Origin of the sequence: Thiocapsa sp. C2-2m (genome assembly GCF_041903745.1) — a bacterium.
Lineage (GTDB): Bacteria > Pseudomonadota > Gammaproteobacteria > Chromatiales > Chromatiaceae > Thiocapsa > Thiocapsa roseilacustris.
Genome location: NZ_JBBWVD010000019.1, coordinates 1 through 26,621 on the forward strand (window position 1 = coordinate 1; position 26,621 = coordinate 26,621).

22 protein-coding genes and 1 pseudogene are annotated in these 26,621 nt (G+C 64.6%); 10 read left to right on the plus strand and 13 right to left on the minus strand.

Translation table 11 applies throughout. The features are described 5' to 3' along the window. The first annotated feature begins 228 nt into the window (after positions 1–228). From AADX97_RS15705 to AADX97_RS15720, 4 genes are all read left to right on the plus strand, one after another. Positions 229–420, plus strand: coding sequence for a type II toxin-antitoxin system HicB family antitoxin (locus AADX97_RS15705; protein WP_374231676.1), 192 nt, complete (start codon positions 229–231; stop codon positions 418–420). After that, positions 417–590, plus strand: coding sequence for a type II toxin-antitoxin system HicA family toxin (locus AADX97_RS15710; RefSeq protein WP_374231677.1), 174 nt, complete (start codon positions 417–419; stop codon positions 588–590). The genes AADX97_RS15705 and AADX97_RS15710 overlap by 4 nt, the downstream gene beginning before the upstream one ends. Before the next feature lie 158 nt (positions 591–748). Continuing rightward, positions 749–946 (plus strand): hypothetical protein, encoded by a 198-nt coding sequence (locus tag AADX97_RS15715; RefSeq protein ID WP_374239306.1) that lies wholly within the window; start codon positions 749–751, stop codon positions 944–946. A 59-nt stretch (positions 947–1,005) separates the two neighbouring features. Then, complete coding sequence (locus AADX97_RS15720; RefSeq protein ID WP_374231679.1) at positions 1,006–1,230, plus strand: hypothetical protein; 225 nt, start codon at positions 1,006–1,008, stop codon at positions 1,228–1,230. Positions 1,231–1,515: 285 nt separating this feature from the next. Here the strand turns inward: AADX97_RS15720 and AADX97_RS15725 are convergent, their stop codons facing one another. From AADX97_RS15725 to AADX97_RS15735, 3 genes are read right to left on the minus strand one after another with little or no spacing between them, the layout of a single operon-like run. Continuing rightward, positions 1,516–1,662, minus strand: a complete 147-nt coding sequence (locus AADX97_RS15725; RefSeq protein WP_374231681.1) for a hypothetical protein — start codon at positions 1,660–1,662, stop codon at positions 1,516–1,518. Positions 1,663–1,701: 39 nt separating this feature from the next. After that, positions 1,702–3,126, minus strand: coding sequence for a cardiolipin synthase (cls, locus tag AADX97_RS15730; protein WP_374231682.1), 1,425 nt, complete (start codon positions 3,124–3,126; stop codon positions 1,702–1,704). Further along, positions 3,123–3,449 carry a hypothetical protein gene (locus AADX97_RS15735; RefSeq protein WP_374231683.1) on the minus strand — a complete coding sequence of 109 codons (327 nt, stop codon included), beginning with the start codon at positions 3,447–3,449 and terminating at the stop codon, positions 3,123–3,125. The genes cls and AADX97_RS15735 overlap by 4 nt, the downstream gene beginning before the upstream one ends. Positions 3,450–3,834: 385 nt before the next feature. On the opposite strand from AADX97_RS15735, the gene AADX97_RS15740 reads away from it, so the two are divergent. Then, a complete protein-coding gene (locus AADX97_RS15740; RefSeq protein ID WP_374231684.1) occupies positions 3,835–4,635 on the plus strand; it encodes an N-acetyltransferase family protein in 801 nt (266 codons plus the stop codon). A gap of 1 nt (position 4,636) precedes the next feature. Continuing rightward, positions 4,637–5,191, plus strand: coding sequence for a gamma carbonic anhydrase family protein (locus tag AADX97_RS15745; protein WP_374231685.1), 555 nt, complete (start codon positions 4,637–4,639; stop codon positions 5,189–5,191). A 144-nt stretch (positions 5,192–5,335) separates the two neighbouring features. Here the strand turns inward: AADX97_RS15745 and AADX97_RS15750 are convergent, their stop codons facing one another. The 3 genes from AADX97_RS15750 to AADX97_RS15760 all read right to left on the minus strand — a co-directional run bounded on the left by AADX97_RS15750 (position 5,336) and on the right by AADX97_RS15760 (position 11,825). Next, entirely contained in the window at positions 5,336–6,298 is a 963-nt protein-coding gene (locus AADX97_RS15750) for a transglutaminase N-terminal domain-containing protein (RefSeq protein ID WP_374231686.1), read from the minus strand. Further along, on the minus strand, positions 6,295–8,883 hold the full coding sequence (locus AADX97_RS15755) for a circularly permuted type 2 ATP-grasp protein (RefSeq protein WP_374231687.1): 2,589 nt from the start codon (positions 8,881–8,883) through the stop codon (positions 6,295–6,297). Before AADX97_RS15755 ends, AADX97_RS15750 begins: the two co-directional genes overlap by 4 nt. A 77-nt stretch (positions 8,884–8,960) precedes the next feature. Next, positions 8,961–11,825: an EAL domain-containing protein gene (locus AADX97_RS15760; protein ID WP_374231688.1), complete on the minus strand. Its 2,865-nt coding sequence runs from the start codon at positions 11,823–11,825 to the stop codon at positions 8,961–8,963. Positions 11,826–11,996: 171 nt separating this feature from the next. Between AADX97_RS15760 and AADX97_RS15765 the strand changes: the two genes are divergently transcribed. Beyond that, entirely contained in the window at positions 11,997–14,762 is a 2,766-nt protein-coding gene (locus tag AADX97_RS15765) for an AMP-binding protein (RefSeq protein ID WP_374231689.1), read from the plus strand. A gap of 262 nt (positions 14,763–15,024) precedes the next feature. Here the strand turns inward: AADX97_RS15765 and AADX97_RS15770 are convergent. The 3 genes and pseudogenes from AADX97_RS15770 to amrB all read right to left on the minus strand — a co-directional run bounded on the left by AADX97_RS15770 (position 15,025) and on the right by amrB (position 16,963). After that, positions 15,025–15,382: pseudogene (locus AADX97_RS15770) on the minus strand (DUF1640 domain-containing protein). 203 nt (positions 15,383–15,585) lie between these two features. Continuing rightward, positions 15,586–16,191 carry an AmmeMemoRadiSam system protein A gene (gene amrA, locus AADX97_RS15775; protein WP_374231690.1) on the minus strand — a complete coding sequence of 202 codons (606 nt, stop codon included), beginning with the start codon at positions 16,189–16,191 and terminating at the stop codon, positions 15,586–15,588. Then, on the minus strand, positions 16,178–16,963 hold the full coding sequence (amrB, locus tag AADX97_RS15780; RefSeq protein WP_374231691.1) for an AmmeMemoRadiSam system protein B: 786 nt from the start codon (positions 16,961–16,963) through the stop codon (positions 16,178–16,180). Before amrB ends, amrA begins: the two co-directional genes overlap by 14 nt. A 211-nt stretch (positions 16,964–17,174) precedes the next feature. Between amrB and amrS the strand changes: the two genes are divergently transcribed. From amrS to AADX97_RS15795, 3 genes are all read left to right on the plus strand, one after another. Further along, the gene (gene amrS / locus AADX97_RS15785; protein ID WP_374231692.1) at positions 17,175–18,272 is read left to right on the plus strand and encodes an AmmeMemoRadiSam system radical SAM enzyme; all 1,098 of its coding nucleotides are present in this window, start codon (positions 17,175–17,177) and stop codon (positions 18,270–18,272) included. A gap of 110 nt (positions 18,273–18,382) precedes the next feature. Beyond that, entirely contained in the window at positions 18,383–19,600 is a 1,218-nt protein-coding gene (locus tag AADX97_RS15790; RefSeq protein ID WP_374231693.1) for a hypothetical protein, read from the plus strand. 224 nt (positions 19,601–19,824) lie between these two features. After that, the gene (locus AADX97_RS15795; protein ID WP_374231694.1) at positions 19,825–21,189 is read left to right on the plus strand and encodes an NAD(P)/FAD-dependent oxidoreductase; all 1,365 of its coding nucleotides are present in this window, start codon (positions 19,825–19,827) and stop codon (positions 21,187–21,189) included. 206 nt (positions 21,190–21,395) lie between these two features. Here the strand turns inward: AADX97_RS15795 and AADX97_RS15800 are convergent, their stop codons facing one another. The 4 genes from AADX97_RS15800 to AADX97_RS15815 all read right to left on the minus strand — a co-directional run bounded on the left by AADX97_RS15800 (position 21,396) and on the right by AADX97_RS15815 (position 26,596). Next, on the minus strand, positions 21,396–21,779 hold the full coding sequence (locus AADX97_RS15800) for a hypothetical protein (RefSeq protein ID WP_374231695.1): 384 nt from the start codon (positions 21,777–21,779) through the stop codon (positions 21,396–21,398). Further along, positions 21,766–22,977, minus strand: coding sequence for a DNA cytosine methyltransferase (locus AADX97_RS15805; RefSeq protein ID WP_374231697.1), 1,212 nt, complete (start codon positions 22,975–22,977; stop codon positions 21,766–21,768). The genes AADX97_RS15800 and AADX97_RS15805 overlap by 14 nt, the downstream gene beginning before the upstream one ends. Positions 22,978–23,230: 253 nt before the next feature. Then, entirely contained in the window at positions 23,231–24,610 is a 1,380-nt protein-coding gene (locus AADX97_RS15810; RefSeq protein WP_374231698.1) for a V-type ATP synthase subunit B, read from the minus strand. Between the two features lie 189 nt (positions 24,611–24,799). Then, on the minus strand, positions 24,800–26,596 hold the full coding sequence (locus AADX97_RS15815; RefSeq protein WP_374231699.1) for a V-type ATP synthase subunit A: 1,797 nt from the start codon (positions 26,594–26,596) through the stop codon (positions 24,800–24,802). Positions 26,597–26,621: the final 25 nt, after the last annotated feature.

The window sequence follows — 26,621 nt, forward strand, 5'->3', positions numbered from 1 at the left end:
CAGGAGATCCAGGTAGCGGTCCCAGTTCGACGGCGAGCCGTCCTCACGGCGTGGCTTGGCGGTGTTGACTTCGGACATCCGTAGGCTACTCTTGCGCTAGACTGCATGCAGTCTAGTACACGAGACGACGCATGCAACCTAGAACACGTTGGGCTAAGAAACGAAACCATGCACCCGGTGCCCACCTACCTCCAAGCTTGTCCCCAAGGTTTACCTACGAGATTGCATATGACGACTGCCCGATATGTATATTGGAAAGATGAAGACATGTGGCTGGGCTATTTCGAAGAGTTTCCCGATTACATGACACAAGGAGAAGACTTTGAAGATCTGAAGGAAAACCTCAAGGATATTTATGCAACGCTAACTAGCGGCGAATTACCCATCGTCCGCCGCGTAGGTGAACTTGCCGTCGCATGAAGCGCCGAGACTTGATCAAGAAACTTGAGAGCATGGGCTGCGTAATGCTTAGGCATGGCAGTCGCCATGACTGGTATCACAATCCTGAAACCAAAGAGTCTCAACCAGTTCCCAGACATCGCGAGATCAAGGAGCATCTCGCGAGAAATATCATACGCAAACTGAGTTGATGCCCAACAAACCCGCCAGCCCGACGCCAAACTGCGGCCGGCGCTTCGCGCTTGGCCGCAGTTTGCCGCGGGCTGCGGTTGACGTTGGGCCAAGACGGTTTCCCTCTGGGGGGCTCTGTGCGAAGATCTGGGAACGCTCTCAACCTTGGCTCGCCATGATGACCGTCGAACAACTTGAACACGCAGTGCAAAGCCTCTCTCGCGAAGAGCTGCGCTCCTTCTCTGACTGGTTTGAGGATTTCTTGGCTGATCGGTGGGACGCTCAAATCGAGCAAGACGTCGCAGCGGGCAAGCTGGATGGTGCTGCGGCAAGAGCTGATGAAGACTTCGAGGCAGGGCGCTGCGCGCCACTGTGAATCACTTCGCGTCCCCGGAGTTCTGGTTCCACTACCTGAGCTTCCCTTATCGTGAATATATGAAACTCATGCACTGGTTATCCGAGCATGATTGGGAAACGTGGGATGAGGAAATTGAAAAAGACTCTGCTGCCGGAAAACTAGATTTTCTAATAAATGAGGCATTGGAAAAAAAGCAACAGGAATGCTTGGTCAAATTTAATGCACAGAACCACCGCGCGATTTTGGGCTTGCTTTTATGCCTTGCCAGAACAAGTGCAGAAACTCGCGCGAAAGAATTATGAACGACTGAAAGAGAACCCTCGCCATCCATCTTTGCGTTTCAAGAAAGTCGGCAAGTTGTGGTCGGCGCGGGTTGGCGGTAATCACCGTGCGCTTGCGATGGAAGATTCACGCAGCAGTTCCGGGTAGAGTAGAGAGCTGGCATCCAGCATCCGTAGATCCGGCCTCTCTGTTTCCGTCCCTTTCGTTTGGCGGTGCCTCAATAGCCGAGTCATAGCCACAGGATGCCAGCCCTCCCTCATCAAACTGTGCATACGGTTCTTCCGTACACGGCTTTCCGATGCGCGTCACGCCGAGGCATGCGCCGATTTCCAGCCTGCGGTGTGGGGCAGCTTGAACAGTCCGAGGACGTCGTGGAGGTGAGCATAGGAGAACCGCTCATACCCCTGCGTGCGCGTGCGCACTTGATGGCGCCGTCGCAGTTGCGTACGCATCCGTATCCTCAGTGAACCACCGAACGCGTCCGAAGAATTTCACAGGATGGGTCCGAGCATGGCGAGACTGTTGTTCAGGAGGCGCCGGCCCGGCCCCCAGGCCGCGACCGTCCTGGCGTCGACGGGGCGGGATCGGGCGATATAGCTGTCCTGGCGCTCGCGCATGGTTGCCGTGAGCGCCGGATCGTAGACGAGGATGTTGTTCTCGAAATTGAGCTCGAAGCTGCGCCGGTCCATGTTCGCGGATCCGATCAGGGTGACGGCGCGGTCCAGGGTCAATGACTTGGTGTGCAGGAGTCCGCCTTCGAACTCGTAGATCCGCACCCCGGCGGCGAGCAGATCGGCGTAATAGCTTCGGCTGGTCGCGCCCACGACGAAGGAGTCGTTGCGGGCCGGAAAGATGATGCTGGTCTTCACGCCCCGATAGGCTGCTCCGCAGAGCGCGCTCTGCATGGCTTCATCGGGGACATAGTAAGGTGTAGAGATCACCAGCTCCTCGCGTGCACTGTAGATCAAGGATGCGAACAGCTCGGGCATCGCCGAGGCGCGCACCGTCGGTCCGGTCCCGATCACCTGTGCCGCGAATCCCTCGCTCGCCGCCTGCACGGGACGGCGCAGCAGCGCATCGATGCCGTCGTCCATGTGCGCGAGCCAGTCGCTCGCGAACAGGATCTGATTCTGGCGTGCGATCGGCCCCTCGAAGCGCATCATGGCGTCGACCCAGGGCGCATACTTGGCCTTGATTCGGAACTCGGGATCGGCGCAGTTCTGGCTGCCGCAATAGGTGATGCCGTCGTCGATCACCAGGATCTTGCGATGGTTGCGCAGGTCGATACGTCCCCCGAGCGGGCGCAGCAAGGGGTTGACGATCGGCAGTGCGCGCGCTAGGTGAACGCCCGCGTCGGCCATCCGCTTCCAATGGATCGAATGGATCAGCCGGCGCGAGCCCAGGTCGTCCGCCATGGCCCGACAGGTGACGCCGCGCTGGGCCGCACGCTCCAGGGCCGCGACCATCGAGAGACCGTTGTTGTCGGGCAGCCAGATGTAGAAGTTCAGATGGACGTGATCGGTTGCGGCGTCGATGTCCGCGATCATGGCGTCGATCGCGGCGTTGGAGTCCGCCATCAGGGTCGCCCGGTTTCCGCCGACCGGGGCAAAGCCGCTGATGGACTCACCGAGCCGAAACAGGTGCCGATAGCTGTCCGGGATCTCGGGTGGCGCAAGCTGGCGATCGAAAGCGCACGCTAATTCAGGGACCTGCGAAACGATGCGCCGCATCCGTTCGCCCCGATGTCGCCCGAGATTGACCTCTCCGAGAAGGACGTAAGCGACCGCCCCGACTACCGGAACCGCCAGGATGACCACCACCCAGGCGATCCGCGATGCCGGCTGCCGATTCGGCCGCAGCAGCACCCGCACGACCAGTCCGACTTGGATGAGTAGGTGGAGGAACAGGATGATCATGGATTCGGCCTACTCGGGAAGGTCTCGGTCCAGAGCCCGATGCCCATGACGAGGAAGGCAACGGCCAGGACGACACAGGCAATCGCCGCGATCAGGGTTGCGATCTCGGCGCCTTGGCTGCGTCGGTGCTTGAAGCCCCAAAATGCGCCGGCGGCGGTGATCAGAAAACCGAATTCGCCGATGAAGAGCCGGGTGAGCAAGGGCATACCGCGCGCCGCCTGCGTGTCTATTCCGCTGCCGGGCCCGCCGCCCAGCGCAAGTAAGAGCGCGAGAACCAGGCCCAGACCTGCCGCAGCCCAGGTGAAGGGGAATCGTTTGCTCATGCGCGTCCTCGCCACTGCGTATTCCAAGGCGCCTATTGTGCATCATACCGAACGCGCATGGATTTTTCGCCGCATTGCACGCCCCGCGCACCCCGGGCCGGCGTTGTGCGTCCTCGCCGTAGGGGCTGCGGCGCCTCGTCGTTGCTCCTTTTTCCGAGGTGCACCGGACGCACCCTGTATTCCGAAAAACCCATACGCGCTCGGTTTAAATCGCCTCCGACGGTGCCTGCCCCGTCGTCGGTGTCGGTTCGGATTGAACCATCCCTGTCCGCCGCCATCTTATGTTGCAGTGCACAATAAACGGCTCGGATGCCCGGAGCCGGCCTCGAACGTCGGCCGGGGCGAGGAGTTGGGTCGGTGCGTCGAGAATCAGGAGATACTTGCCATGAATATCGGTATCGAGCGTGCCCGCAGCCGAGCCTCGCCCCGCGGCGAGGCCGTGCGTCTGAAAGATGGTACTTTGTGTCGGATTCGACCGATCGAGGGAGACGATCCGGCAATCGTGACGGCCTGTTTCGACGGTCTTTCGGATGCGTCGCGCCGATTGCGGTTCTTCGGGGCGAAGCGCGCCTTGACCGAAGCGGATCTGGCATATCTGACAGGCGCGGACGGGCGCGATCACCTCGCCTTCGCGGCGGTCCGCGGGACTGGATCGGGCGAGAACACCGAGGTGCTCGGTGTGGTCCGGTGCATCCGCTCCAGGTCCGGATCGGAGCCCGTATCCGACACGGCGGAGCTGGCGATGGCCGTCGTGGATCGGGCGCAGGGAAACGGGGTGGGGACCGCCTTGCTGGAGCATTTGATCGTCGAGGCACGGGAGCAGGGGATCCGCCGTTTTCGCTGCGAGGTCCTCGCCGACAACGAAGGGATGCGCGCCCTGGCCAAACGGCTCGGCGGCCGTGCGGTTTGGTTGGACGACGGCACGCTCGAGTATGACTGCGCGCTTCCCGATGCCGTGTCCATTCACGGGGATTCCACGCTGCATCGGGGCCGGGAACCGGACCTGTGGCAGGAGCCGAGGACCCGGTCCGGCCCGCAAACCGTTCCCGGGTGGAACGCGCGTCCGGAGCCGGCGGCATGGACCAGCTCATGGGAACGCGCAGCCAATGCCTTGATCGCCTTCTTCGAGACCGCTGCCTTGGCCTGGTACGATCATGTCTTACCGAGTCGAATCGATAGCCGATAGGATGATGCACATCCGCTCGTTCGAAGACAAGCATCCGAAGATCGATGCGTCCGCTTGGGTCGACGAGACCGCGGTCGTGATCGGCGAGGTCACGCTCGGTCCCGGTGCCTCCGTCTGGCCCGGATGCGTGATTCGAGGCGACATCCATCGCATCGAGATCGGCGCGCGGACCAACATCCAGGACGGGAGCGTTCTGCATGTCTCGCACGACAGCCGCTTCATGCCCGGAGGGGCACCGCTGATCGTCCACGAGGACGTCACCGTCGGTCATCAGGTGGTCCTGCATGGATGCGAGATCCGTCACCACTGTCTGATCGGGATCGGTGCGCGGGTGCTCGATCGTGCGGTGCTCGAGCCATTTACGCTGCTTGGCGCGGGGTCATTGGTAACGCCGGGTCAGGTCCTCGAGGGCGGCTGGCTTTGGCTCGGTGCACCGGCGCGGCGGGTGCGGGCGCTGACGGATCGGGAGCACGAGTATCTGGAGTATGTGGCGGAGAATTATGTGCGGCTGGCTGCCAGGTATCGGGTGGGATCGACTCTTGTGTCGACAAAATAGGCCGGCAACGACACATGGAATGCAGGCTTGAGGATGATGGGTTTCGTTGCGTCGATGAGGCGGAATGTTTGGGTTTGGGAGGATGGGTTTCGCTGCGCTCTACCCATCCTACCGCTCGGCAGGCCGATGGCGTTGGGGCGGGTACTACCCGCTTTGCGATGGGGACGACGGGGCGGGCGGCCGGGGGCCGGGGGCCGGCGGCTCTCCGACATCGGCGGCTTCGCTGCCCGGAGGCGTCACGCGATTCACATCCACCGCCACCCGCAGCTCGTGGGTTCCGCCGCCGTAAAAGATTCCGCGCAGCGGCGTGACATCCTGGAAATCGCGACCGACTGCGGTGGTGATATGTTGCTCGCCGGGGATCTGATCGTTGGTGGGGTCGAAATCGATCCACCCCAGGTTGGGAACGAGCACCGCGAACCAGGCATGCGAGGCGTCGGCGCCTTGGAGCTTGACCTGGCCCGGCGGCGGCAGTGTTTCCAGATAGCCGCTGACATAGCGGGTGGCGAGTCCAAGTCCGCGTAGACCGGCGATGGCGACGTGTGCGAAATCCTGACAGACGCCTTTGCGCTGCTCCATCACCTCGGCAAGCGGTGTGGAGATGGTCGTGGAGGTCGGGTCGTAGACGAAGTCGCGGTAAATGCGCCCCATCAGCTCGATCGTTGCCTCCAAGATCGGGCGTCCCGGCAAAAAGGATTCGGCGGCATAGTTGCGGGCATCGGGATCCATCGGGACGAGCGGCGAGGGGAGGGTAAAGATCCGCAGGTTGGTCATGGGCTCGTCGTAGCGATCGTGCAGACGATCGACGATCCGCTCCCAAGGCTGCGTCGCCGCGGGCTTCGGCAAGGTCGGGGCGAGCACCTCGACCTCGCTCTGGGCACGGACCTCCAGCGCATCGTGGGCCTGCTGGATCGAAAAATAGCTCACCCGGTTGCCGAAGAAATCCTCGTGCTCGCGATGAACCGCCGGCCAGGGATCGACTCGGATCTGGCTGGAAAGACAGCGCTGGCGCGCAGTCTGGGGCGGTTTCAAATGCGCGATGCTGTGGCATAGCGACACCGGTTCGGCATACTCGTAGCGGGTGACGTGATTGATCCGGAATCTCATGAGGCGCCCCGCGCCGCGGCTCGGCGCAGCAAGCTGTGCGGCTGCTCTTCGTGTCTGAAATATTGGGCCGTGATGGCGTCCGAGATGGCGGCACTTTGCCGATCCAGCTCCGCCAGCATGGCGGCCAGCGCGGCGCGGCGCGCGCCTGCCTTGTCCGGCTGGACCAGGTTGTCGATCTCGGCCAGGCGGATGCCGGTGAGACCCTTTAGGACGTGCTTTTCGACCGCCGTGCGCCCGACGGTCATGTCGGCGCGCGGTAGCTCGGAGATCAGACGTTCGAGCTGTACGAGCTGATAGGCCAGGGCGCGCGGGTTGCCCTCGTCCTGAAAAACCAGGTCCAGGAGTGCGCCGATCCGGGTGCCGGCGCGATACCGTCGGCGGTAGGTGATGAGGCTGTCGGTCACGCCGAGAACCGCCTCGATGACCATGTTTTCGTCCTGCTCGCCGGCGATCGGTACCAGCATGGAGCGCAGGAGGCTTGCGGTGGAGGCGGCGCGCTCGAGCCGACGTCCGATCTCGAGGAAGTGCCAGCCTTCGTTGTGGGTCATGTTCTCCTGGGTCAGCGCGGAAAAGGCGACCAACGAGGTGATCAAAGGGTCCAGCTCGTCGAGGGCGAGCGAGAGCTGACCGGGGGGCTCATGGGTGAGGTTGCCGAGATGGGCCTCGATGTCGCTCACGATGCGCCAAGTATCGGCGGAGAGACGGTCGCGGACTGAATAGGCGGCCTGCCCCAGGGCTTGGAGCGTCTGCGGGAGACCGCCCAGGCGTGCGGGGTCGGAGATGAGCGAGAGCATCTCGGGGACTGGGTTGCGCAGACGCTCGGCCGCGCCGGTCCCGATGAAGCCGGGGAACGACTGGGTCTGGTTGGTCAGTGCCTCCAGGAGCGAGCGCAGACAGCAGGAGTCGCCCGTCGAGGCGGCATAATCGCTGCGCTCGGAGAGCTTGAAGATGGTGATCCGCAGCAGCCGTACCAGTCCCTCGGCGCGCTCGGCATAGCGACCGATCCAGAACAGATTGTCGGCGACCCGACTGGAGACCTCGCTCTCCTGCGTGACCGCGGGCGTGTGCATCTCGCTCGTGATCAGCAGGCTTTCCTGGCGCTCCGGTTCCGAGGCCACGACCCAGACGTCCTTGGCCAATCCGCCGAGCTGACTGGAGTTGAGCGCGGCGTCGCTGTTCGGGGTGACCCGCCCGAGTCCGCCGGGCATGACCACGTAGCCCTCCTCCTCGGAGGTCAAAAAGGTCCGCAGCACGCTGGGCCTGGGTTCGAGGTGCCGGCCGATGAGCGCGGGCGCGGTCGATGGTTTCACCCGTTCCTGTGCGATGTAGCTGGCGGGGCGTTCCCGGATGGCCTGGATCAGCGCCGCGCGTGCGGACGCATCCAAGGTGTCGGGGAAGAGGCAGCGTTGACTGCGATCTTTGTTCAGGGGCTTGATGACGAGCTGATCGAAACGTTCCAGGACCTGGACCAGCGACTCCGGATCGCCGCACCACCAGGTCGGAATATCCGGGATGTGCAGCTCCTCGCCGAGCAGCTCTCGGCACAGGCTCGGCAGAATGGCGGGGAGCGCCGGGTGCTCGAGGATGCCGCTTCCCAAGGCGTTGGCGATCACCAGGTTGCCGGCCCGTACCGCTTGGACCAAACCCGGTACGCCGAGAAACGAGTCTTCGCGCAGCTCCAGAGGGTCGCACCAACCGTCGTCGATGCGACGCAGGACGGCATCGATGCGCTCGAGCCTTCCCAGTGTCCGCAGCCAGAGCGCCCCGTCGCGCACGGAAAGGTCCCCGCCTTGGACGAGCGTGAAGCCGAGATAGTTGGCCAGATAGGCGTGCTCGAAGTAGGCCTCGTTCTCCGGACCCGGCGTGAGGACGACGACGCGCGCATGCTCGGCCCGTCGCGGCGCGAGACGCGTCAAGGTGCGCCGGATCGAGCGGAAAAACCCGGCGAGGCGATGCACATGCGAATCGCGGAACATGCTTGGCAGCACGCGCGACAAGACGACGCGGTTCTCAAGCGCATAGCCGAACCCGAGCGGGCTCTGGGTGCGGTCGCCGATGATCCGCCAGTGCCCGTCCGGCGTGCGGGTCAGATCGGCTGCGTACTGGATCAAGGGGCGATGACCTGCGACCTCCACGCCATGACAGGGGAGCAGAAATTCGGCACAGGCGTCGAACAGCTCGGCCGGCAAGAGACCGCTGCGGATTAGCTTGCGCGGACCGTAAAGGTCGAGCAGGATCTGATTGAGCAGGTCGGCGCGCTGAATCAGTCCGCGCTCGAGTTCGGCCCATTCCTCGCTGCGAATGAGCAGCGGCAGCAGATCCAACTCCCAGGGGCGGGACATGCCCCGCGGCTCCGCGTTGAGATTGTAGGTGACCCCGTTGTCGCGGACCATGCGGGTCGCTTCACGCCAACGCGCCTCGATACCGTTTGGCCCGAGCGTGCGCAAGGCATCGAGGACGTATTGCCAGTGCGGGCGTACCTCGCCCTCGGCCGTGCGCATCTCGTCGTAGCGCTCGGGTAAAGGCGTGTAGGCATCGACCAAACCCGACTGTTCGAGTAAGGGTGCCAGGTCGGGGACAGACATGGGCCTGGGCTCTTTCCGGGACATTGGATCTGGATTAGACACGTCATGTCCGGGTGTCGCAAGGTGCGATTAGACCCTCATCCGAGGGGGAGGCGAGGCTCGACGGGTGCGTCGGGCGGGGGGTCGGAAACTTGGAGCAGACAGCGCTCGTAGTGGCGCGCCGTCAGCGGCGGTGAGAAAAGGTCGCCCTGCGCTTCCAGGCAGCCGATGTTGAGCAGGATGAAACGCTGGCGGTCGTCGCGGACCCCGTCGGCGGTGATGTCGATGTCCAACGCTTGGGCCATCGCGATCAGGGACTGGACGACAGCCATGTCGTCCGCCGAATTCGGCATGGCATCCACGAAGCTGCGATGAATCGTGAGCCTGCGGATCGGCAGCCGACGCAGCACCGGCGGCGCAATCCAGCTCGTGCCGACCTCGCTCAAGGTCACGCCCACGCCGAGTCGGTGCAGTCGCTCGAGAACCTCGCGGACCTGCTCCGGGTGCTTGAACAGGAGGGACTCGGCAAAGCTCAACTCTAAGCGAGCGGCGTCGAGTCCGTTGGCGCGGAGCAGCCGCTCGAGCGAAGGTACCAGATCGCAACGCGTCAGCTGGGTCTCGGAGATGCTCACGGCAAGGATCCCGATCGAGGTGCCGGCGAGATTCCAGTCCCGCAGCTGACGGCATGCCTCGGCGAGGATCCACTGACCGACGTCGATCATCAGGCCGGCGGATTCGATCAGGGACAGGAGCCGTTCGTGCGCGACCAAACCCAGCTCCGGCTGATGCCAGCGCAACCGGAGCTCGGCTCCCGGCCAACGCCCTGTCTCCAGTTGGACGCGCGGCTGGAACAGCAGCTCTAACTCACCTTTTTCGAGCCCGGCTCGCAGCGTCTCGGTCAGGCGCTGACGCGCTGTCGATTTGCCGTGCGTCGGTTCGGAATAGATCCGGAAGCCGTCGCGTCCGCCTTGTTTGACGTCGCCGAGCGCCGTTGCGGCATGCGTGATCATCACCTCGGTGTTGTTGCCCGCACGGGCCTCCAAGGCGATCCCCATGCTCATGGTGACGAAGACTTGATGTCCGCGCACCGTCACCGGGGCCCGCAGGGCCGAGCGCAGGCGTCGCGCGAGCTCCTGTGCCTCCGTTGGGGTCTGAATCCCCTCGAAGAGCAGCCCGAACTGGTTTCCGCTCAAGCGTGCCAGGGTGTCGGCAGGACGAATGGTCTCGCGCAGGCGCAGTCCGACAGCACGCAGCAGCTCGTCGCCGATCGGGTGACCGAGGCTTGCGTTGATGTTCGCGAAACGATCAAGGTCGAGCAAGAAGAGCGCAACCGGGGTGCGATTGCGACGCGCCGGGTCCATCGCGTAGGCCAGGCGCGAATCGAACAACAGGCGGTTGGGCAGTTTGGTCAAGGGGTCGTAGTGGGCGAGGTACTCGACGTGCTTCGGACCGTTGGCGGAGACGGGGCGCTCGGCGAAGACGCCGACGAAATTGGTCACCTTGCCGCGGCCATCGAGGATGCGTCGCAGATGCAATCTTTGCAGATAGATCTCGCCGTCTTTGCGCCGGTTCCAGATTTCGCCTTCCCAGACGCCGTGTTTGATCAGCCGACGCCACATGCGGGTGAAGAAGCTTTTAGTGTGCCAATGGGAGTTGAGCAGGCTGGGCTTGCGCCCGAGGACCTCGGCCTCCGCATAGCCCGTGATCCGGCTGAACGCGGCATTCACAGCGACGATGCGCCCGTCGGCGTCCGTCATCAAGACGCCGTCCGAGGTTGCGGCATAGACCACCGCGGATTGCAGCAGACGTCGCTCGGAGTCCCGTACGCTGGTGACGTCGCGGATGTTGACGACGATACCCGTCACCTTGTCCTCGTCGTCGCGATGCGGAAAGAGCCTGACCTCGGACTCGCGTACCCGACCGTCCGGGCCGCTCTCGTAGATGTCGTCCACGACCGGGTGCCCGCCGTCGAGACAGCGACCGAGGTTGCGATACACCAGCTCGCTGAGCGGACCCTGACCCTCGACCTCCTGCAAAGGACGCCCGACGGCATTCTCCTGCGTCCGTTGGATCGCCGTCAGGAAGGCCGCGTTTGCGGCGAGCAGGCAGCAGCCGCGGTCGAGGAAGGCAATGCGATCGGGAGACGCGGAGACGATGTCGTAGTAGCGTGCCAGTGCTTCCTCGGCGACACGGCGTTGCGTAATGTCCAGGACGACGCCGGAGAGCTTGGATGCGCCGTCCGAGCCTGCGGGCTCGAGGCGGCCGACGCTCTCCGCCCAGCGCTGCGTCCCGTCGGCGCGGATGATGCGATGGCGAAGACGGAACGGGACGGCGGCCTCGATGGTCTGCCTTACCGCGGCGCCCACCATGTCCCGGTCGTCGGGGTGGATCTGCAGCAGCGCGGCATTCAGGGTGACGTCCGTGTTCGGCTCGAAGCCCCAGATGTCATACCAGGTGCGCGAGGCATGGATGCGGCCGGTGGCAACGTCGATCTCCCAGTTGGCGACCCCCGCGAAGGCCTGCGCTTCGTCTCCGGGGAGCTCCAACTGCAAGGGGGTGTTCGGAACGGCGCGTGGCTCGATGACGATGCCCAACACGGGAGCAGCGGGCGCCTCGCCCGGAGCGAGGCGCGAGAGGCGCATGATGGTACCGACGGGGCGACCCGTTCGAGTCAGCAGACGCAGGGTTCGGGTGGTCTCGGTCTCGCCTGTGTTCAGAAAGTCGCTGACTCGGGATGCGTCCTCGTCATCGAGCAGATCTCTGAAGGCGAGATCGGTCGGCAAGCCTCGGGGGTAGCCCAAAAGGGCCGAGAAGACGCGGGTCGCTGCCACGACGCGTTGGTCGGCGTCGAGCACGATAGCACCGCAGGGCAATGCATCGAGTAGTCGACTCAGATCGACGGCGCCTTGCCGCGCGGAGTCGACACGCGTGGTGTGCTCCTCGGTCGGTTGAAATCTTTGCATGCGCGGTTGAGGTTACGAAATGCGAGGGCGGTTGTCGTGCGATTATAAACGCGACGGTCGATTGGGTTATCGTAACACGTCGCCTTCTCTGACCGTTCGTCGGCGGCTTATGGTCGCGTGGTTTTCGTGTAATGCTTAAGATCAAGGTTTTTCGAGGATCCGGAATCGTCCATGACGCTACCGACGCATGACGACGAGCGCGCCGACCGACTGCAGTCGATCCTGTTGAACTTTGCGCGCGAGTCTCGCGTACCCGATCTGCCGAACGGGATCGGTCTGGATACACGGCTTGAGGCGGACCTCGGGCTCGATAGCCTGAGTCGCTCCGAGCTGATCGCGCGGGTCGAGCAGGGTCTCGGGGTGAGACTCTCGGAGCAGGCGCTCGCGGCGCCGACCGCCCGAGACCTTTTGGGGTTTCTGCTCGAGGAGTCCGAGGGTGCTTCCGATGCCGGTTTCACCGTCGCTCCCGCACGGACGGACGAGGGGCATCCGGTCTGTGCTGCGACCCTTTTGGATGTCCTGGATCTGCACCTGCGAGATCACGCGGATCGGCTCCACATCCTCTACGAGGGCTCGGAGTCGGGCGCGCAGCCGATCAGCTATCGGTCGCTCGCCGACGGTGCCGCACGGGTTGCCGCGCGTCTGCAGGCCGCCGGATTGCATCCGGGCGCGACCGTGGCCCTGATGCTTCCGACGGGGCCGGACTACTTCTACAGCTTCTTCGGCGTCCTCATGGCCGGCGGCGTCCCGGTGCCCATCTACCCGCCGAGTCGACCGCAGCAGATCGAGGAGCACCTGCGTCGCCATGCCCGGATTCTCGACAACGCCGGTGCAGCCTATCTGATCACGGTCCCGGAGGCACGGGCCATCGGCCGCGTCCTGCGGGTTCAGGTCCGCTCGCTGCGAGGGATCTTGACGCTCGAGGGTCTCGATCGGGAGACCCCGAGCGAGACGTGGGCGCGCCCCGCGCCGGAGGACATCGCCTTTCTCCAGTACACCTCCGGCAGCACCGGCGATCCCAAGGGTGTGGTTCTGAGTCATGCCGACCTTCTCGCGAACATCCGGGCCATGGGCGAGGTCGTGCAGGTCGGACCGGACGACGTCTTCGTGAGCTGGTTGCCGCTCTATCACGATATGGGATTGATCGGTGCATGGCTCGGCAGCCTCTATTACGGTATTCCATTGGTCTCGATGTCGCCGCTTGCCTTCCTCGCACGTCCTGCGCGCTGGCTGGAGGCGATCCATCGCCACGGCGGGACGATCTCGGCGGCCCCCAACTTTGCCTACGAGCTGTGTCTGACCCGCATTACCGACGCCCAGATCGCCGATCTGGACCTGAGCCGCTGGCGTTGGGCGCTCAACGGTGCCGAGCCCGTCGGTCCCGCGACCTTGCGTCGCTTCGCCGAGCGCTTTGCACCCGCCGGTCTGCGCGCCGAGGCGCTTGCTCCCGTCTATGGTCTGGCGGAGGCGGCGGTCGGTTTGGCGTTTCCCCCGGCGGGGCGTGGGCCCCGGATCGACTGTATCGATCGCGAGCGCTTTGCCCGCGCCGGCTATGCCTTGGCGGTGGATTGCGAGGATCCGCAGGCGATGGAGGTGGTGGCCTGCGGTCGTGCGCTCCCCGGCTATCGGGTGCGTGTGGTCGACGAAGCGGGTCGCGAGCGTCCGGAGCGCCACGAAGGTCTGCTCGAGTTCCAGGGGCCGTCGGCGACCCGGGGCTACTATCGCAATCCGGCGGCGACGCTGGCGCTCATCCGCGACGGTTGGCATACCACCGGCGATCGCGCCTACCTGGCGGGCGGCGAGATCCATCTGACCGGCCGTGTAAAGGACCTCATCATCCGCGGCGGGCGCAACCTCTATCCCTACGAGGTCGAGCAGGCCATCGGCGAAGTCCCTGGCGTGCGCAAGGGCTGCGTGGTCGCCTTCGCCACCTTAGACCCGGAGCTGGGCAGCGAGCGGCTGGTGATCCTGGTTGAGAGCAAGGAACGCGACCCGGCACGGCGTGCGGAGTTGGTCCGGCAGCTCCGCGAGCGCGCGATCGATGTGCTCGGACTTCCACCCGACGAGCTGCTCCTGGTACCGCCGCGTGCCGTACTCAAGACCTCGAGCGGGAAGCTGCGACGCGCCGCCACGCGCGATCTTTATCTCGCCGGTCAGCTCTCCGAGCAGGCGCGGCGCCCCCTCTGGCAGTTGATGCGGGCTGCGGGTTCCGGGCTTCGCGCACGGATCTTGAGCGTGCCGGGGCAGCTTTATGCGGGGTACGCGTGGGCGGCGTTCTACTTGATCTCACCCTGGTTCTGGATCGGCATCATGGCGAGCCCGAGCGTACGCCTGCGATGGTCGATGGCGCGGGTCGGCATCCGGCTCCTGCGCCGTCTGACCTTCGTGCGACTCGTCGTCACGGGCCGGGAGCATCTTCCGCCCGCAGGACATCCTTTTGTCCTGGTCGCCAATCATCAGAGCTATCTCGATGGGCTCGCCTTGGCGGAGGCGGTGGGCCGTCCGATCGGCTTTGTCGCCAAAAGCGAGCTGCTTGCGCGCCCGATCGTGGCGGCCTTCATGCGGCGAATGGGTGCGAATTTCGTGGATCGCTTCGACCCGCACGCGGGCAGTGCCGAGTCCGCCCGCTTGACCGAGCTGCTGACCCGTGGCGAGACCTTGGCGTTTTTTCCCGAAGGCACCTTCCGGGAGCAACCAGGGCTCTTGCCCTTTCGGATGGGCGCCTTTGCCGCCGCTGCACAGGCCGGCGTGCCTCTCGTTCCCGTGGCTCTGCGGGGGACACGCGAGCTGATGCCCGGCGATCGCTTTTCGCCGCGTCCCGGACAGGCCGAGGTTCTGATTGGCCCGCCCATCCGGCCAGAAGGCGACGATTGGAAAGCCGCGATCGCACTGCGTGACCGGGCGCGCGCATGGATAGCGGAGCGTGTGACCGGCTGAGTGCTGAACCTGGATCCGGCAGTCGACCGTTTCGAGCTTCATGGAAGGGCTTGGCGGCCTTGACGGTGCCTTCGTCAGATTTCGGCTCTGCCGGTAATTCCTTTTCCGAAGATCACCCCAGTGGCGTAGGTTGTGCCGAGCCGTGTGAGGCACAACCAACCGTCGGCGCAAGTTGTGCTTCCTATCGTCAGCACAACCTACGGTATGGAATCTTGCGGAAATCGCCACAGGTCATTTCCGGGAACGAGCATCCCGACTGACCTCAGATGAGCTTCACCAAGGCGGCGACCGCGGCGACTTGGGCGAACATCAGCGGCATGAGCCATTTGCGTAGATCGACCTTGGAGCGCACGATCTCTCCTCGAACCTGCTCGATCTCTTTCTGAAGGCGGAGCTCGGTTTCCCTGAATTCGCCGCGCCTTTGGACAGTCTCGGCCAGAACCTGCTCGATCTCCTTTTGGAGTCGCAGCTCGGTTTCGCGCAGATGGTCCCGGGTGAGCATATCCGGGGGGTGTGGATAGCGTTCCTCGAGGCGCTCGAATGCCTCGGCAATGACGCGCGCGGGTGCGGTCGTCGGTAGCCGTGGTCAGTGCTTCGTAGAGTGTGACGCTGGATGTCATGGAGCGACTATGGAGGGCAACTCGAACGGGCGCAAGTCCGAACGTCGCCGCGCTGCAATCGATCCGTGTATCATTTTGAGCTCCGCCCCTTGCCTGCGGCAGGCGCAGTCAGTCGCGGACATCCAGGTCGGCGGCGGTCTCGAGCGCGAGCTGCGCGGGGTCGCAATGCCGATAGAGTGCCGAGGGTTCGAGTGGCGCGACGCTCATCCGCCGAAGGTCTCCGCGATCGGGGCGCCGAAGGACTCCGTGGTGTAGCGCGAGACCGCGAGGGTCTCGGACCAATACCGCGAGGGCAGGCCCGCCTTGTGGCGTAGATGCTCGAAAAAGTCCGTAGGGTCCGGCAACTGTTCCCAGACCGACGGCAGGAAGGTCCCGCGCCGCCCGCGCTCTTCGATGATCAGCCCGTCGATGCCGGGCCGGATCTGTTCGAGCAACTCGGACTCGGACCCGAAGTGCATCGGCTCTCGGGGGCTCAGCACCGAGAGATGGATGTCGAGCCGCGGCAGCTCCGCACGGGTCAGTGGCGGGAACCGCGGGTCCTCGAAGGCCGCGGCGTAGGCGTTGCGGGCGACATCGACCACCAGCGGCCGGATCGCTTCCAGCACACCGATGCAGCCGCGCAGCTCCCCCTCGATCTGCAGCGTGACGAAGGTGGCGCGCTCGGCTTGGAGCGCGGCCGGATACTCATGCGGATCCGGCTCCAGCGGGCGGCCGTAGTTCAACCCGTGCTCGATCGACTGGGCCGCGATGCCCAACAGCATCCGCCGCTCTTCGCTCCGATAGATGCCTTGAGCTTCAGTGGAAGACATAGGCACCGTACCCCACCACCTGATCTCGCGATCCGGCGGTGTCTCCCGAGTTACGCAGGTCCAGCGTGCGGGCTTGCATCCCGCGGCGTCGTGCCGTCTCGAGCAGGCCGTTGACCGGGATCCGCCCGCAGGCCTGGTCGTATCCGATGTCTTGGGGGCGTAGCGCCTCGATAGCCGCGGAGGTCGCCGAATCCATCGCCCGGGCGGTTGCGTAGGCGTGATAGTGACTAAGGTCCGAGCTGATGACGATCAGGGTCTCGGGACCGCCCCACAGCAGATCGAGCACCTCGGCGACTTCGTCCGGACTGGCCTCGCCGACCACGAAGGGCACCAGGCTGAACCGCTCCAACACCTCCTGCAGGAAGGGCAGCTGCACCTCGAGACTGTGCTCTTGGGCGTGCGCCGCATCCATCAACTTGACCTGCGGCAGGGCGAGGGCCAAGTCGATCGCGTCACGGTCCAGCTGCACCGGGCCGAGCGGCGTCTCGAAGCGATCCGCGCTGCTCGCGGCAAGGCCGCGCAGGGGCACGCGATGCGCCGGACCGAGCAGAACGACCCGGCGCACGATCGCGCGGGCCGGGGCCAGGGTGGCATAGGCAGTGGCGGCGATGGGGCCGGAGTAGACATAGCCGGCGTGGGGGACGATCAGTGCCTTCGGGGGGGCGCCGTCCGGGCTCGCCTCAGCGAGGTAGTCGTCCACCGTCCGCTTGAGGACGCGTGGGTCGCCCGGATAGAAGAGACCGGCGACCGCCGGGCTGCGAGAGCGTGACATGGCTGTTTTCTCCTGACGGATGAGGGCCGTGAGGACCGGCTCGGGACAGGGCCCTGGCGAGCGCGGCCTCATCACCGAAGTATAGTCGGCGCGGGTGATGCGTCCTGCGGACCGCGTAACCGCTCTCGGGACCATGACGTGATCCGGGTTTGCAATCGGGCCAGCGTCATCCACACTGAAGATATCGGTATAGGCCGAGCAGGAGGTTGCGATGAACGGCGAGCGGATCGATCGCGTCGTCCCGACGCGCTACTGGCATGCCTTGGAGGACGGTCGCGTCCAATGCGACCTCTGTCCGCGCTTCTGCCGCATCAAGGAAGGACAGCGCGGCATGTGCTTCGTGCGGGCCTGCCAAGGTGGGGAGATCGTCCTGACGACCTACGGACGATCGTCCGGGTTCTGCATCGATCCGATCGAGAAGAAGCCGCTGAACCACTTTCTCCCCGGCACCCCGGTGCTCTCGTTCGGGACCGCCGGCTGTAATCTGACCTGCAAGTTCTGCCAGAACTGGGACATGAGCAAGTCACGCGAGATGGACACGCTCGCCGATGCCGCCGAGCCCGAGACCATCGCTCGGGCGGCCGAGACCCTCGGTTGTCGCAGCGTCGCCTACACCTACAACGACCCGGTGATCTTCCATGAATACGCCATCGACGTGGCTCGGGCGTGCCGCGAGCGCGGCATCAAGTCGGTCGCCGTGACGGCCGGCTACATCTGTCCGGAGCCGCGGGTCGAATTCTTTCAGTGGATGGATGCCGCCAACGTCGATCTGAAGGGCTTCACCGAGGAGTTTTATCACCGGCTCTGCAACGGCCATCTGCAGCCCGTCCTGGAGACCCTGGAGTACCTGGTCCGAGAGACCAAGGTCTGGGTCGAGCTGACGACCCTGCTGATCCCGGGGGAGAACGACTCGGAGGCCGAGCTGGAATCCATGACCCAATGGGTGGTCGAGCATCTCGGGCCCGATGTCCCGATGCATTTCACCGCCTTCCATCCCGACTACAAGATGCTCGAGTATCCGCGGACCCCGCTCTCGACCCTGACCCGCGCACGCGACGTCGCGATCAAGAACGGCGTCCGTTATGCCTACACCGGCAACGTGCACGACGAGGACGGCGAGAGCACCTACTGCCACGGCTGCGGACAGAAGCTCATCGGCCGCAACTGGTATCGGCTGTCGGATTGGAATCTGACCGCGGACGGTCGCTGCAACCGCTGCGGGACGGTGTGCGCCGGCGTCTTCGAGCCGATGCCGGGACAGTGGGGCGATCGGCGCCGGCCGGTGCGTCTGCGCGATTTCGCCGCCTGAGCGGTGCCCGGGCGGGGACAGTCGAGCGGACGGATGGAGGACATGTCGAATCGAGAGGAGGGTGCCGGATCGGCGGGCGATCGGATCGCCGCGCCGATCATCGGGTCACGATGATCAGGATCACGGGATTCATCCATCGCGACGCCCTGCACGATCTGATCGGACGCTGGATGCTCGATCGACTCAAGCCGTCGGACCCGACGGCTCTGCTGGAGTTGGTCCATTTCAACTCCGTTTATGTCGCCCGTTACCTCCCGCTGCTCGCGGAGGGTCTGCTGCAGGGCGTGCACGGCGGTCGGATTACGCGTCGGACCTGCTTCACCAAGGGTGACCTCAAGGAACAGCTCGTCGCTTATATGCCGGGCGTATCCGAGCGGGCGAGCCGGTTGGTTGCCGACTACCGGGCCGACCCCGGACGTTTCTACCGCGAGACCCCGTTTCGGGGCACACTCTATTTTGCCGACTCCGCAGGACAACGCCGCTATGTCGGCTCGAGCCGGATCAAGCGCATCCGGCGACTCGCCGAGAAGTCTGCGCGCAAGGTTGTCGATTGGCTGTACGCGGAGATCCTGCGTCGGGCTCGATCGGATCCGCTCTTTCCGGAATCCGGCCCGGCGATCGGCGACCTCGCCGGAGCGGCCCGACCCGATCTCGCCCGTAACCTGGTCCACGACCTGGACAGTCTCGAAGCGCATGGGCGCGCCCTCCTGCATCGTCTGCGTGCGATGCCGGCGCCTGGGTGGCCCCATGATGTCGAGATCAACGACGTCGCCGGGATCAAGCTCGTCATCGAGCCGGAAGCGCAGGAGCGTCCGGTCGAGGTCCTCTCGGGCCTGGGGTGTCGATTGGTGGAGCGGGAGGTCCATCGCGGCGATTACAGCGCAGTGAATCTGCTCGTCGACTATTTCCCGGACAAGGACCCCATTCTGGCGCAGGGGCTCCCCGAGAAGGTCCTGCGGGTCTTCGGGGTCCACGGCATCTCGCCGTGCGACACCCGCCGCCGCTTCGAGACCTTCGTGCGCAGCGGCGAGCCGGGGGTCCGCGTGGAGATCATCTGCTCCGGCGCCGAGGAGACCTTGGAGAGCGAGATCGGCCGCTGCATGCATGAGGATCGGATCATCCGCCAGCGCCTCGGGTGGGCCTACCAAGGCCACCTGTCGCAGAACCTGGAGTTCCTGCTCGAGTACCTCTTCGCGCTCCCCGCCGCACCCGAGGCTCGACTCGGTCGGCTGCCCGTGCGACTCTGGGAGCGGTATCTCCCGGACTACTTCGACGAGGTCAAGCGAGTCCTTTTCCGCGTTCCGTCCGTGGAGCTGAATCCGGAGTAACCCCGCCGATAACCGAGAATTTAAGCCGCGTCCGGAGCGAGATGCTCACGTTCGAGTGAGCTCGACGTTCGGTGCATCCATGCCCCTCAACTTTGGCGCGGTTTAAAAAATACTATATTTTAGTATCTTAAACCGCGCCGACTCCAACGGTCGTCAAGTCTGCCGGGGCCGATCCCATCCAAAAACATCGCACACCGCGCCGGGCGCGGTTTAAGGGGGCGAGCATGCCAGCCAAAGCGTTCGATGTCGTTATCATCGGGGCCGGACCTGCCGGTCTGTTCGCGGCCATGCGGCTCGCGGGCAAGATGAAGGTTCTGGTCATCGACCGCCGCCCGCGGCCGGGCGGGGCCGGCGGCTATACGGACGGCAAGCTCAACCTCTCGCCGCATATCGGGCTGGATCTCGCGGAGCTCGGCTTGTCGGAGGAGGAGGCAACGCGTCGCATCGAGGAGGTGGATCGGATCTTTCTCCACCACGGTGCGGACCCGACACTGCACGGTCTGGACGAGGCGCGCATTCAATGGTGGCTCGACCGCGTCTCCTGGGTCCGACGGCCGGCATCGAAGGATCGCTGGGATATCCAGCTGGTCCCGGTGGTGCAGCGTCACATGGGGACCGACTTCGCGCATCGGGTCACCAAGGCGATGGCGGACACGGTCGAGCAACGCGGCGGCACCTTGATGCTGGGGACCGCGGTGACCGAGATCCGCCGCGAGACCGACGGCGGCTTCCTGATCGAAACCGCCGCGGGCGACTTCCGCTCGCCGTACCTGGTCTGCGCGCCGGGGCGCGAAGGCGCCTATTGGTTCCGCGAGAAGGCGCGTGCACTCGGGGTGCACACCGGCCATGGTGTGATCGACATCGGCTGCCGGGTCGAGATCGCCTCGGCAGTGTATGAGGAGATCACCGACGTCCTTTACGACCCCAAGTTCATCTTCTGTACCCCAACGCATCAGGATCGCACGCGGACCTTCTGCACCAATCCGGGCGGACACGTCCGAGTCGAGGAGCATAGTGATTTCAGGCTGGTCAACGGCGATGCCCTCAAGGCATCCAAGACCGCCAATACCAACTTTGCGATCCTGAACACCGTCGGCATGACCGAGCCCCTGCAGGACACCACCGAGATGGGTCAGCAGGTCGCGCGCTTCGCCAACTTTTGGGGCGGCGGCAATAGTCTTATCGTCCAGCGCTGGGGCGATCTCATGGCCGGTCGACGCTCCAAGGCGCAGAGCTTCTTCTCCGCCGAGCTGGGTTTCGACAAGTTGATGCCGACCCTGCCGCCCGGCCCCGGCGTTACGCCGGGAGACATCTCCTTCGCTTATCCGGGCCGGATCGTGCGCAATCTACAGGAGAGCCTCGAGCTGCTCGCCCGCGTCATCCCGGGCGTCGCCCATCCATCGACCACCATTTATGTCCCCGAGATCAAGTTCTACGATGTCCGCTACCCGACCAGCCGCGAGCTGGAGACGGATGTGCCCGGACTCTTCGTCGCAGGCGACGGCGCCGGCAAGTCGCGCGGCATCGTCGGCGCGGCGGTCAACGGGCTGATGGCTGCGGAGGGAATCCTGATGCGTACTGGAATCTGAACCGTACAGGCGCAAAGAGCGCGAAGGATCACATGAAGCTCACCTAGAGCTGACACCCTGACGGAGGAAGATGTCGACTGCAAGTCGACTATGCCGGGGTTGGCGCTCTCGCGCCTCACCCGCGTGAACAGCAATGATGCTCAGGCCGACGCGAGTCGGTTCGGCGAAACGATTTCGCGGGAGTAGGGGCATCCGGCTGAGCATTCTCAATCCGCTTCGGGGTGAGCCCAGTCGATTCGATCCTGCGATATTGCTTGGCCGACGATGTCATCGACGAGGTCTTTCAATCCTCGTGTGGACTCGACGATCGGGCGTCCCCTGAATGGAGGCGCTTCAGCGACATTGAGGAAACGTACGATCCCGGCCGGATATCCGCCTTCGGTGCCGGTCTTCAGATCCGCCGGACGAATCCGCTTTCCTCTGAGAATCGGAACCCGTCGTAGCTCATCGGCGAGTGCGACGGCACATGCATTCGCCAAGCGTTCGCTCCATCCGCGCTTCTCGTTCTGACTGCCGGTCTCGGGGCGGGGGCCAGCATGCTCCAGTGCGAAAAGGAGACCCGGCTCAGGCTTGAGTTCAGTCCACAGCATGTTGATTCCGTCCGGTATCGAGCCGATGCGACGGGGTGCTTTTCGATTCGGGCAACCCGCTACCGCGCATGAAGACGACATGCTCTCTGAGGTCGGCGAGAAACGCTGGAATGAACTTGAGCCGTGATCTCGATGCACGCTCCAAGAAGCCGGAAGCCGCGCGATGGGACAGCGGCGCCGACTCGGAGGGTGCAAGGAGATCGAGCAAATGCCGATAGTCTTGGCTCAGGGGCCAAGCGCTTGCCTCGAAGACGCGAATCCGCCCGGCGTCGCCGTAGGCCGCGTGCGGCCAGCGATTCAGGCTCCGCACCTCGCGGTCCCGAACGACCACGGAGCCGGGGGAGTGAAGCCGGTCGACCAGCCAGCGCGCGACACCCACGGTGACGGCGTTTCCGACGAGCTTCCAGCGTGGGCCGTTCTTCAGGTTCGTCATGGCCGGGGCCGTCCAACCACGCTCGAATCCTTGCAGCGCCTCGGCGTCTTCGATACCGGGTGTGACGAGTTTTGCCCCCGTGGGCGCGTTCGGGATCCAGACGGCGGGTGGAGAGGGAATCCCGACCGTCGATCCGCCCTTCATGGGGGGCACGGCATCCCGCGCCCATCCGAGCCCGGTCAAGCCCTCGGTCCAATAGAAGCCAAAGGCATCTTCCCGGAACGCCGATGTGTCGGGTTCTTCGGCCTCGTCGGCAAAGAGGACCGTGCGCGGATCATGATGCCGGGATGCCACCAAGATGACCCGGTGGCGCCTTTGCGGTACACCCGTAAACCGCGAATCGACCAGGCGATAGGCCCATCGAAAGCCCAGCTGCTCAAGCTCCGAGACCAGATACGACATGGCGCGGCCGCGATCCAGGACGAGCATGTTTCTGACGTTCTCAAGGACCAACCACTCGACGTCGTGATGGCGAAGCAAGCGGAAGACGTGGGCAACCAGTCCTGATGCCTCGCCCTTGATGCCCGCAGTTCGCCCGGCTTGGGAGAGGTCCGTGCAGGGGAAGCCGGCGGTGACCACGTCTACCCCTTGGGGCAGGCTATCGAGAGTGCGGACATCCTCGATCAGCGGCACACCGGGAAAACGCGCCGCGAGGACACTGCGCGAGGCGTCCCAGAAGTCGCAGAGCAGCGCGGTGTGTGCCCCCCGCGCCTGAAAGGGCAGCTCCAACCCGCCGATGCCGCTGAACAAACCAGCAACCTTCATGCGATGTCCTCTGAGATGGCTTGGTCGATCGTTGCCGACATTGGCCCATTATCGCCGCCACCGTCGTCGGCACAACCGACGCCGGTGGGACTTGAGGATGAATTCATCACTGGGCGGCGGGGTATACAGATGCAGGGTCGTCACCCTTGCGTCCGGAAACAGTGATGCCATGCGGCGCACCGGTCCGAGATGCCGGCGGTGTGTTGGGCACGCTGCGCTTTGCCCAACCTACGGGAATCACATCCGAAATCGCCTAATCGGTCCCTTGATAATACTTGGCTAGATCCGTCTCTTTCACGCGCGTGAGCATGTCGCGCGGGAACATGCTCATCAGCTCCCAGGCGAGGTTGAGTGTGGCCTCGATGGAGCGGTCTTCGGATTCGCCTTGGCCGACGAAGCGTTCGTCGAAGGCGTCGGCGAAGGTCAGATAACGGCGGTCGCGCTCGGAGAGCTCGTCGGCGCCGATGATGGAGGCGAGGTTGCGGGTCTCTTGGGCGCGGGCGTAGAGGGCGTAGATCTGGCCGGCGACGCGGGGATGGTCCTCGCGGGTGTCGTCCTTGCCGATGCCGTCCTTCATCAAACGCGACAGACTCGGCGAGATGTGCACCGGGGGATAGATGCCCTGGTTGTGCAACTCGCGCGAGAGCACGATCTGGCCCTCGGTGATGTAGCCGGTAAGGTCCGGGATCGGGTGCGTGATGTCGTCCGAGGGCATGGAGACCACGGGCATCATGGTGATGGAGCCGTGACGCTGGTGGATGCGTCCGCAGCGCTCGTAGATCTCGGCCAGATCCGAGTAGAGATAGCCGGGGTAGCCTTTGCGCGCCGGGACGTCGCCCTTGGCGGTTGCGACCTCGCGCAGAGCCTCGGCGTAGTTGGTCATGTCGGTCAGGATCACCAGGACGTGCCGATCCAGATCGTAGGCCAGATACTCGGCGGCGGTCAGGGCTGTGCGGGGCAGGGTAAGGCGCTCGACCGGCGGGTCGTCGGCGAGGTTGATGAACATCACCACGTTGCGCAGCACGCCGGAGCTGGCGAACTCGTCGCGGAAGAACTTCGCATCCGCATAGGACACGCCCATCGCTGCGAAGACCACCGAAAAGCTCGACTCCTGATCGACCAGCTTGGCCTGGCGTCCGATCTGTGCGGCGAGCCGGTTGTGCGGCAGACCCGAGCCCGAGAAGATCGGCAGCTTCTGACCGCGCACCAGGCTGTTCAGCCCGTCGATAGTGGAGATGCCGGTCTGGATGAACTCGCGCGGATAGGTGCGTGCGGCCGGGTTGATGGCCGATCCGCCGACCGGGCGGCGGATGTTGGAGAGCACCGGCGGTCGGCCGTCGCGCGGCTCGCCGAGCCCGTTGAACTCCCGCCCGAGGATTTCGGGAGAGAGCGCGATCTCGACCGGCTCGTCGAGGAAGCGCACCCAGGTGTTCTCCAGGTCCAGGTCGTCGGTGCCTTCGAACACCAGGATCAGGACCTCGTTGTCGGCGCTGCGGATGACCTGGCCGTTGCGGGTGTTGTCCGCGTGGTCCTTGATCTGCACGCGGTCGCCGAAGGCGATTCCGGCGGTGTCTTTCACGACCAGCAGGCCGCCGCGGGCCTCGATTGCGGTGCGATATTCTTTGATGCTCATTGAACCGCGTCCGGCATACTATGCGTTGTGTTCATATTGATTCGATGTCGTCTCAGCCCACGCCCGCTGGCGCAGACGCGGTTCAAGTCTCTTAAAATGTTTACTTTCCTGAACCGCGTCCTACCGTCGCCATTGTTTGGGACAAGGTTATGCTCGCCCCGAAACGCCCCATGTCGCTCCGGACGCGGTTCAGCTCTGTTCGCCATGTTTGGCGTATTCGATCCGCACCGACTCCATCGCATGATCGACCTCGGTGCGGAAGGCGAGGACCTGGTCGAGCTGCTCGCTGGAGTACATCGACTTGAGGCGTCGCATCTTGGCCATGAGTGGGAGATGCTGCAGTTCGGAGACCGGTACACCGAGCTTGATCAGGGCGGCACCGCGCTTGTAGATGGTGATGGCGAGATCGAGCAGGGCGTATTGCTTTTCGGGCGAGCAGAAGGTGTCGATCTCGTCGAGCGCGCTTTGCTGGAGCACGCCTTCCTTGATCAAGGATGCGCCTTCCAGCTCCCAGCGCTGCGCGTCCGAGAGTGCCTCGGGGCCGACCAGGTTGACGATGCGCGAGAGCTCGGCGTCGCGCGCCAGGAGTGCGAGTGCGGCGGTACGACGCTTCTCCCAGTCCGGGTCGATCTCCTTGTGCCACCACTGCGCGGCGGTGTGGACGTGCTTGGAGAAGCTGGTGACCCAATCGATGGAGGGATAGTGACGGGCGTCGGCCAGCTCCTTGGAGAGTGCCCAGAAGGTCTCGATGATGTCCTTGGTGTGGCTGGTCACCGGCTCGGAGAAGTCGCCGCCGGGCGGCGAGACCGCGCCGATCAGGGTGACCGAGCCGGAGCCCGCACCGTAGGTCTCCACACGTCCGGCGCGCTCGTAGACCGCGGCGAGGCGTGACGCCAGGTAGGCCGGATACCCTTCTTCGACCGGCATCTGACCAAGCCGCCCGGAGACCTCGCGCAGCGCCTCGGCCCAGCGGCTGGTGGAGTCCGCGAGCATGACCACGTCGTAGCCCATGTCGCGGTAATACTCGGCCATGGTGATGCCGACATAGACCGACGCCTCGCGCGCCACCACCGGCATGTTGGAGGTGTTGGCGACGAGCAGGGTGCGCTCCATCAGCTTGCGCCCGGTGTAGGGGTCGTCCAGCTCGGGGAAGCTTTCGAGTACGTCCACCAGCTCGTTGCCGCGCTCGCCGCAGCCGACATAGATGACGATGTCGGCGTTGGACCAGCGGGCGATCTGCTGCTGAACAACGGTCTTGCCGGCCCCGAATGGCCCAGGTACGGCACCCTTGCCGCCCTTGAGTTGCGGGAAGAAGGTGTCGATGACCCGCTGTCCGGTGATCAGCGGCGACACCCCGTCGTCGCGACGCAGGTAAGGCCGCGGTTTGCGTACCGGCCAACGCTGATACATGCTCAGCCGATGGCTGATGCCGCGCGGATCGCGCACCCGCGCGATGGTCGACTCGATGTCGTACTCGCCCGCCGGCGCCACCTCGAGCAGCTCGCCCTCGACACCCGGCGGCACCATGATCCGGTGCAGTACGGTCGTGGTCTCTTGGACCGTGCCCAGGACGATGCCGGGGCCGACCTTGCCGCCCGGGCTCAGCTCGCGATTGGGCTCGAACTCCCACTCGCGCGCCCGATCGAGCGCGGGCACCGTGATGCCGCGACGGATGTAGTCACCCGACTCCAGTGCGATCTTCTCGAGTGGGCGCTGCACGCCGTCGAAGATACCGCCCATCAGACCGGGGCCGAGCTCGACCGAGAGCGGCCAGCCCAAGCCCTGCGCCGGTTCCCCGGGGCGCACCCCGTCGGTGGACTCGTAGGTCTGCACGACCGCAAGCTGTCCCCGCAGCGAGATCACCTCGCCGAAGAGGCCAAGGTTGCCAATCTTGACCTGCTCGCCGCTGCGCACGCCCGGCAGCTCGACGGTGACAATGGGGCCGTTGATGTCTCGGATGACACCCGTTCGCTTGGTTTCACTCATGGGTTTCACTCATGGGTTTCGCTCA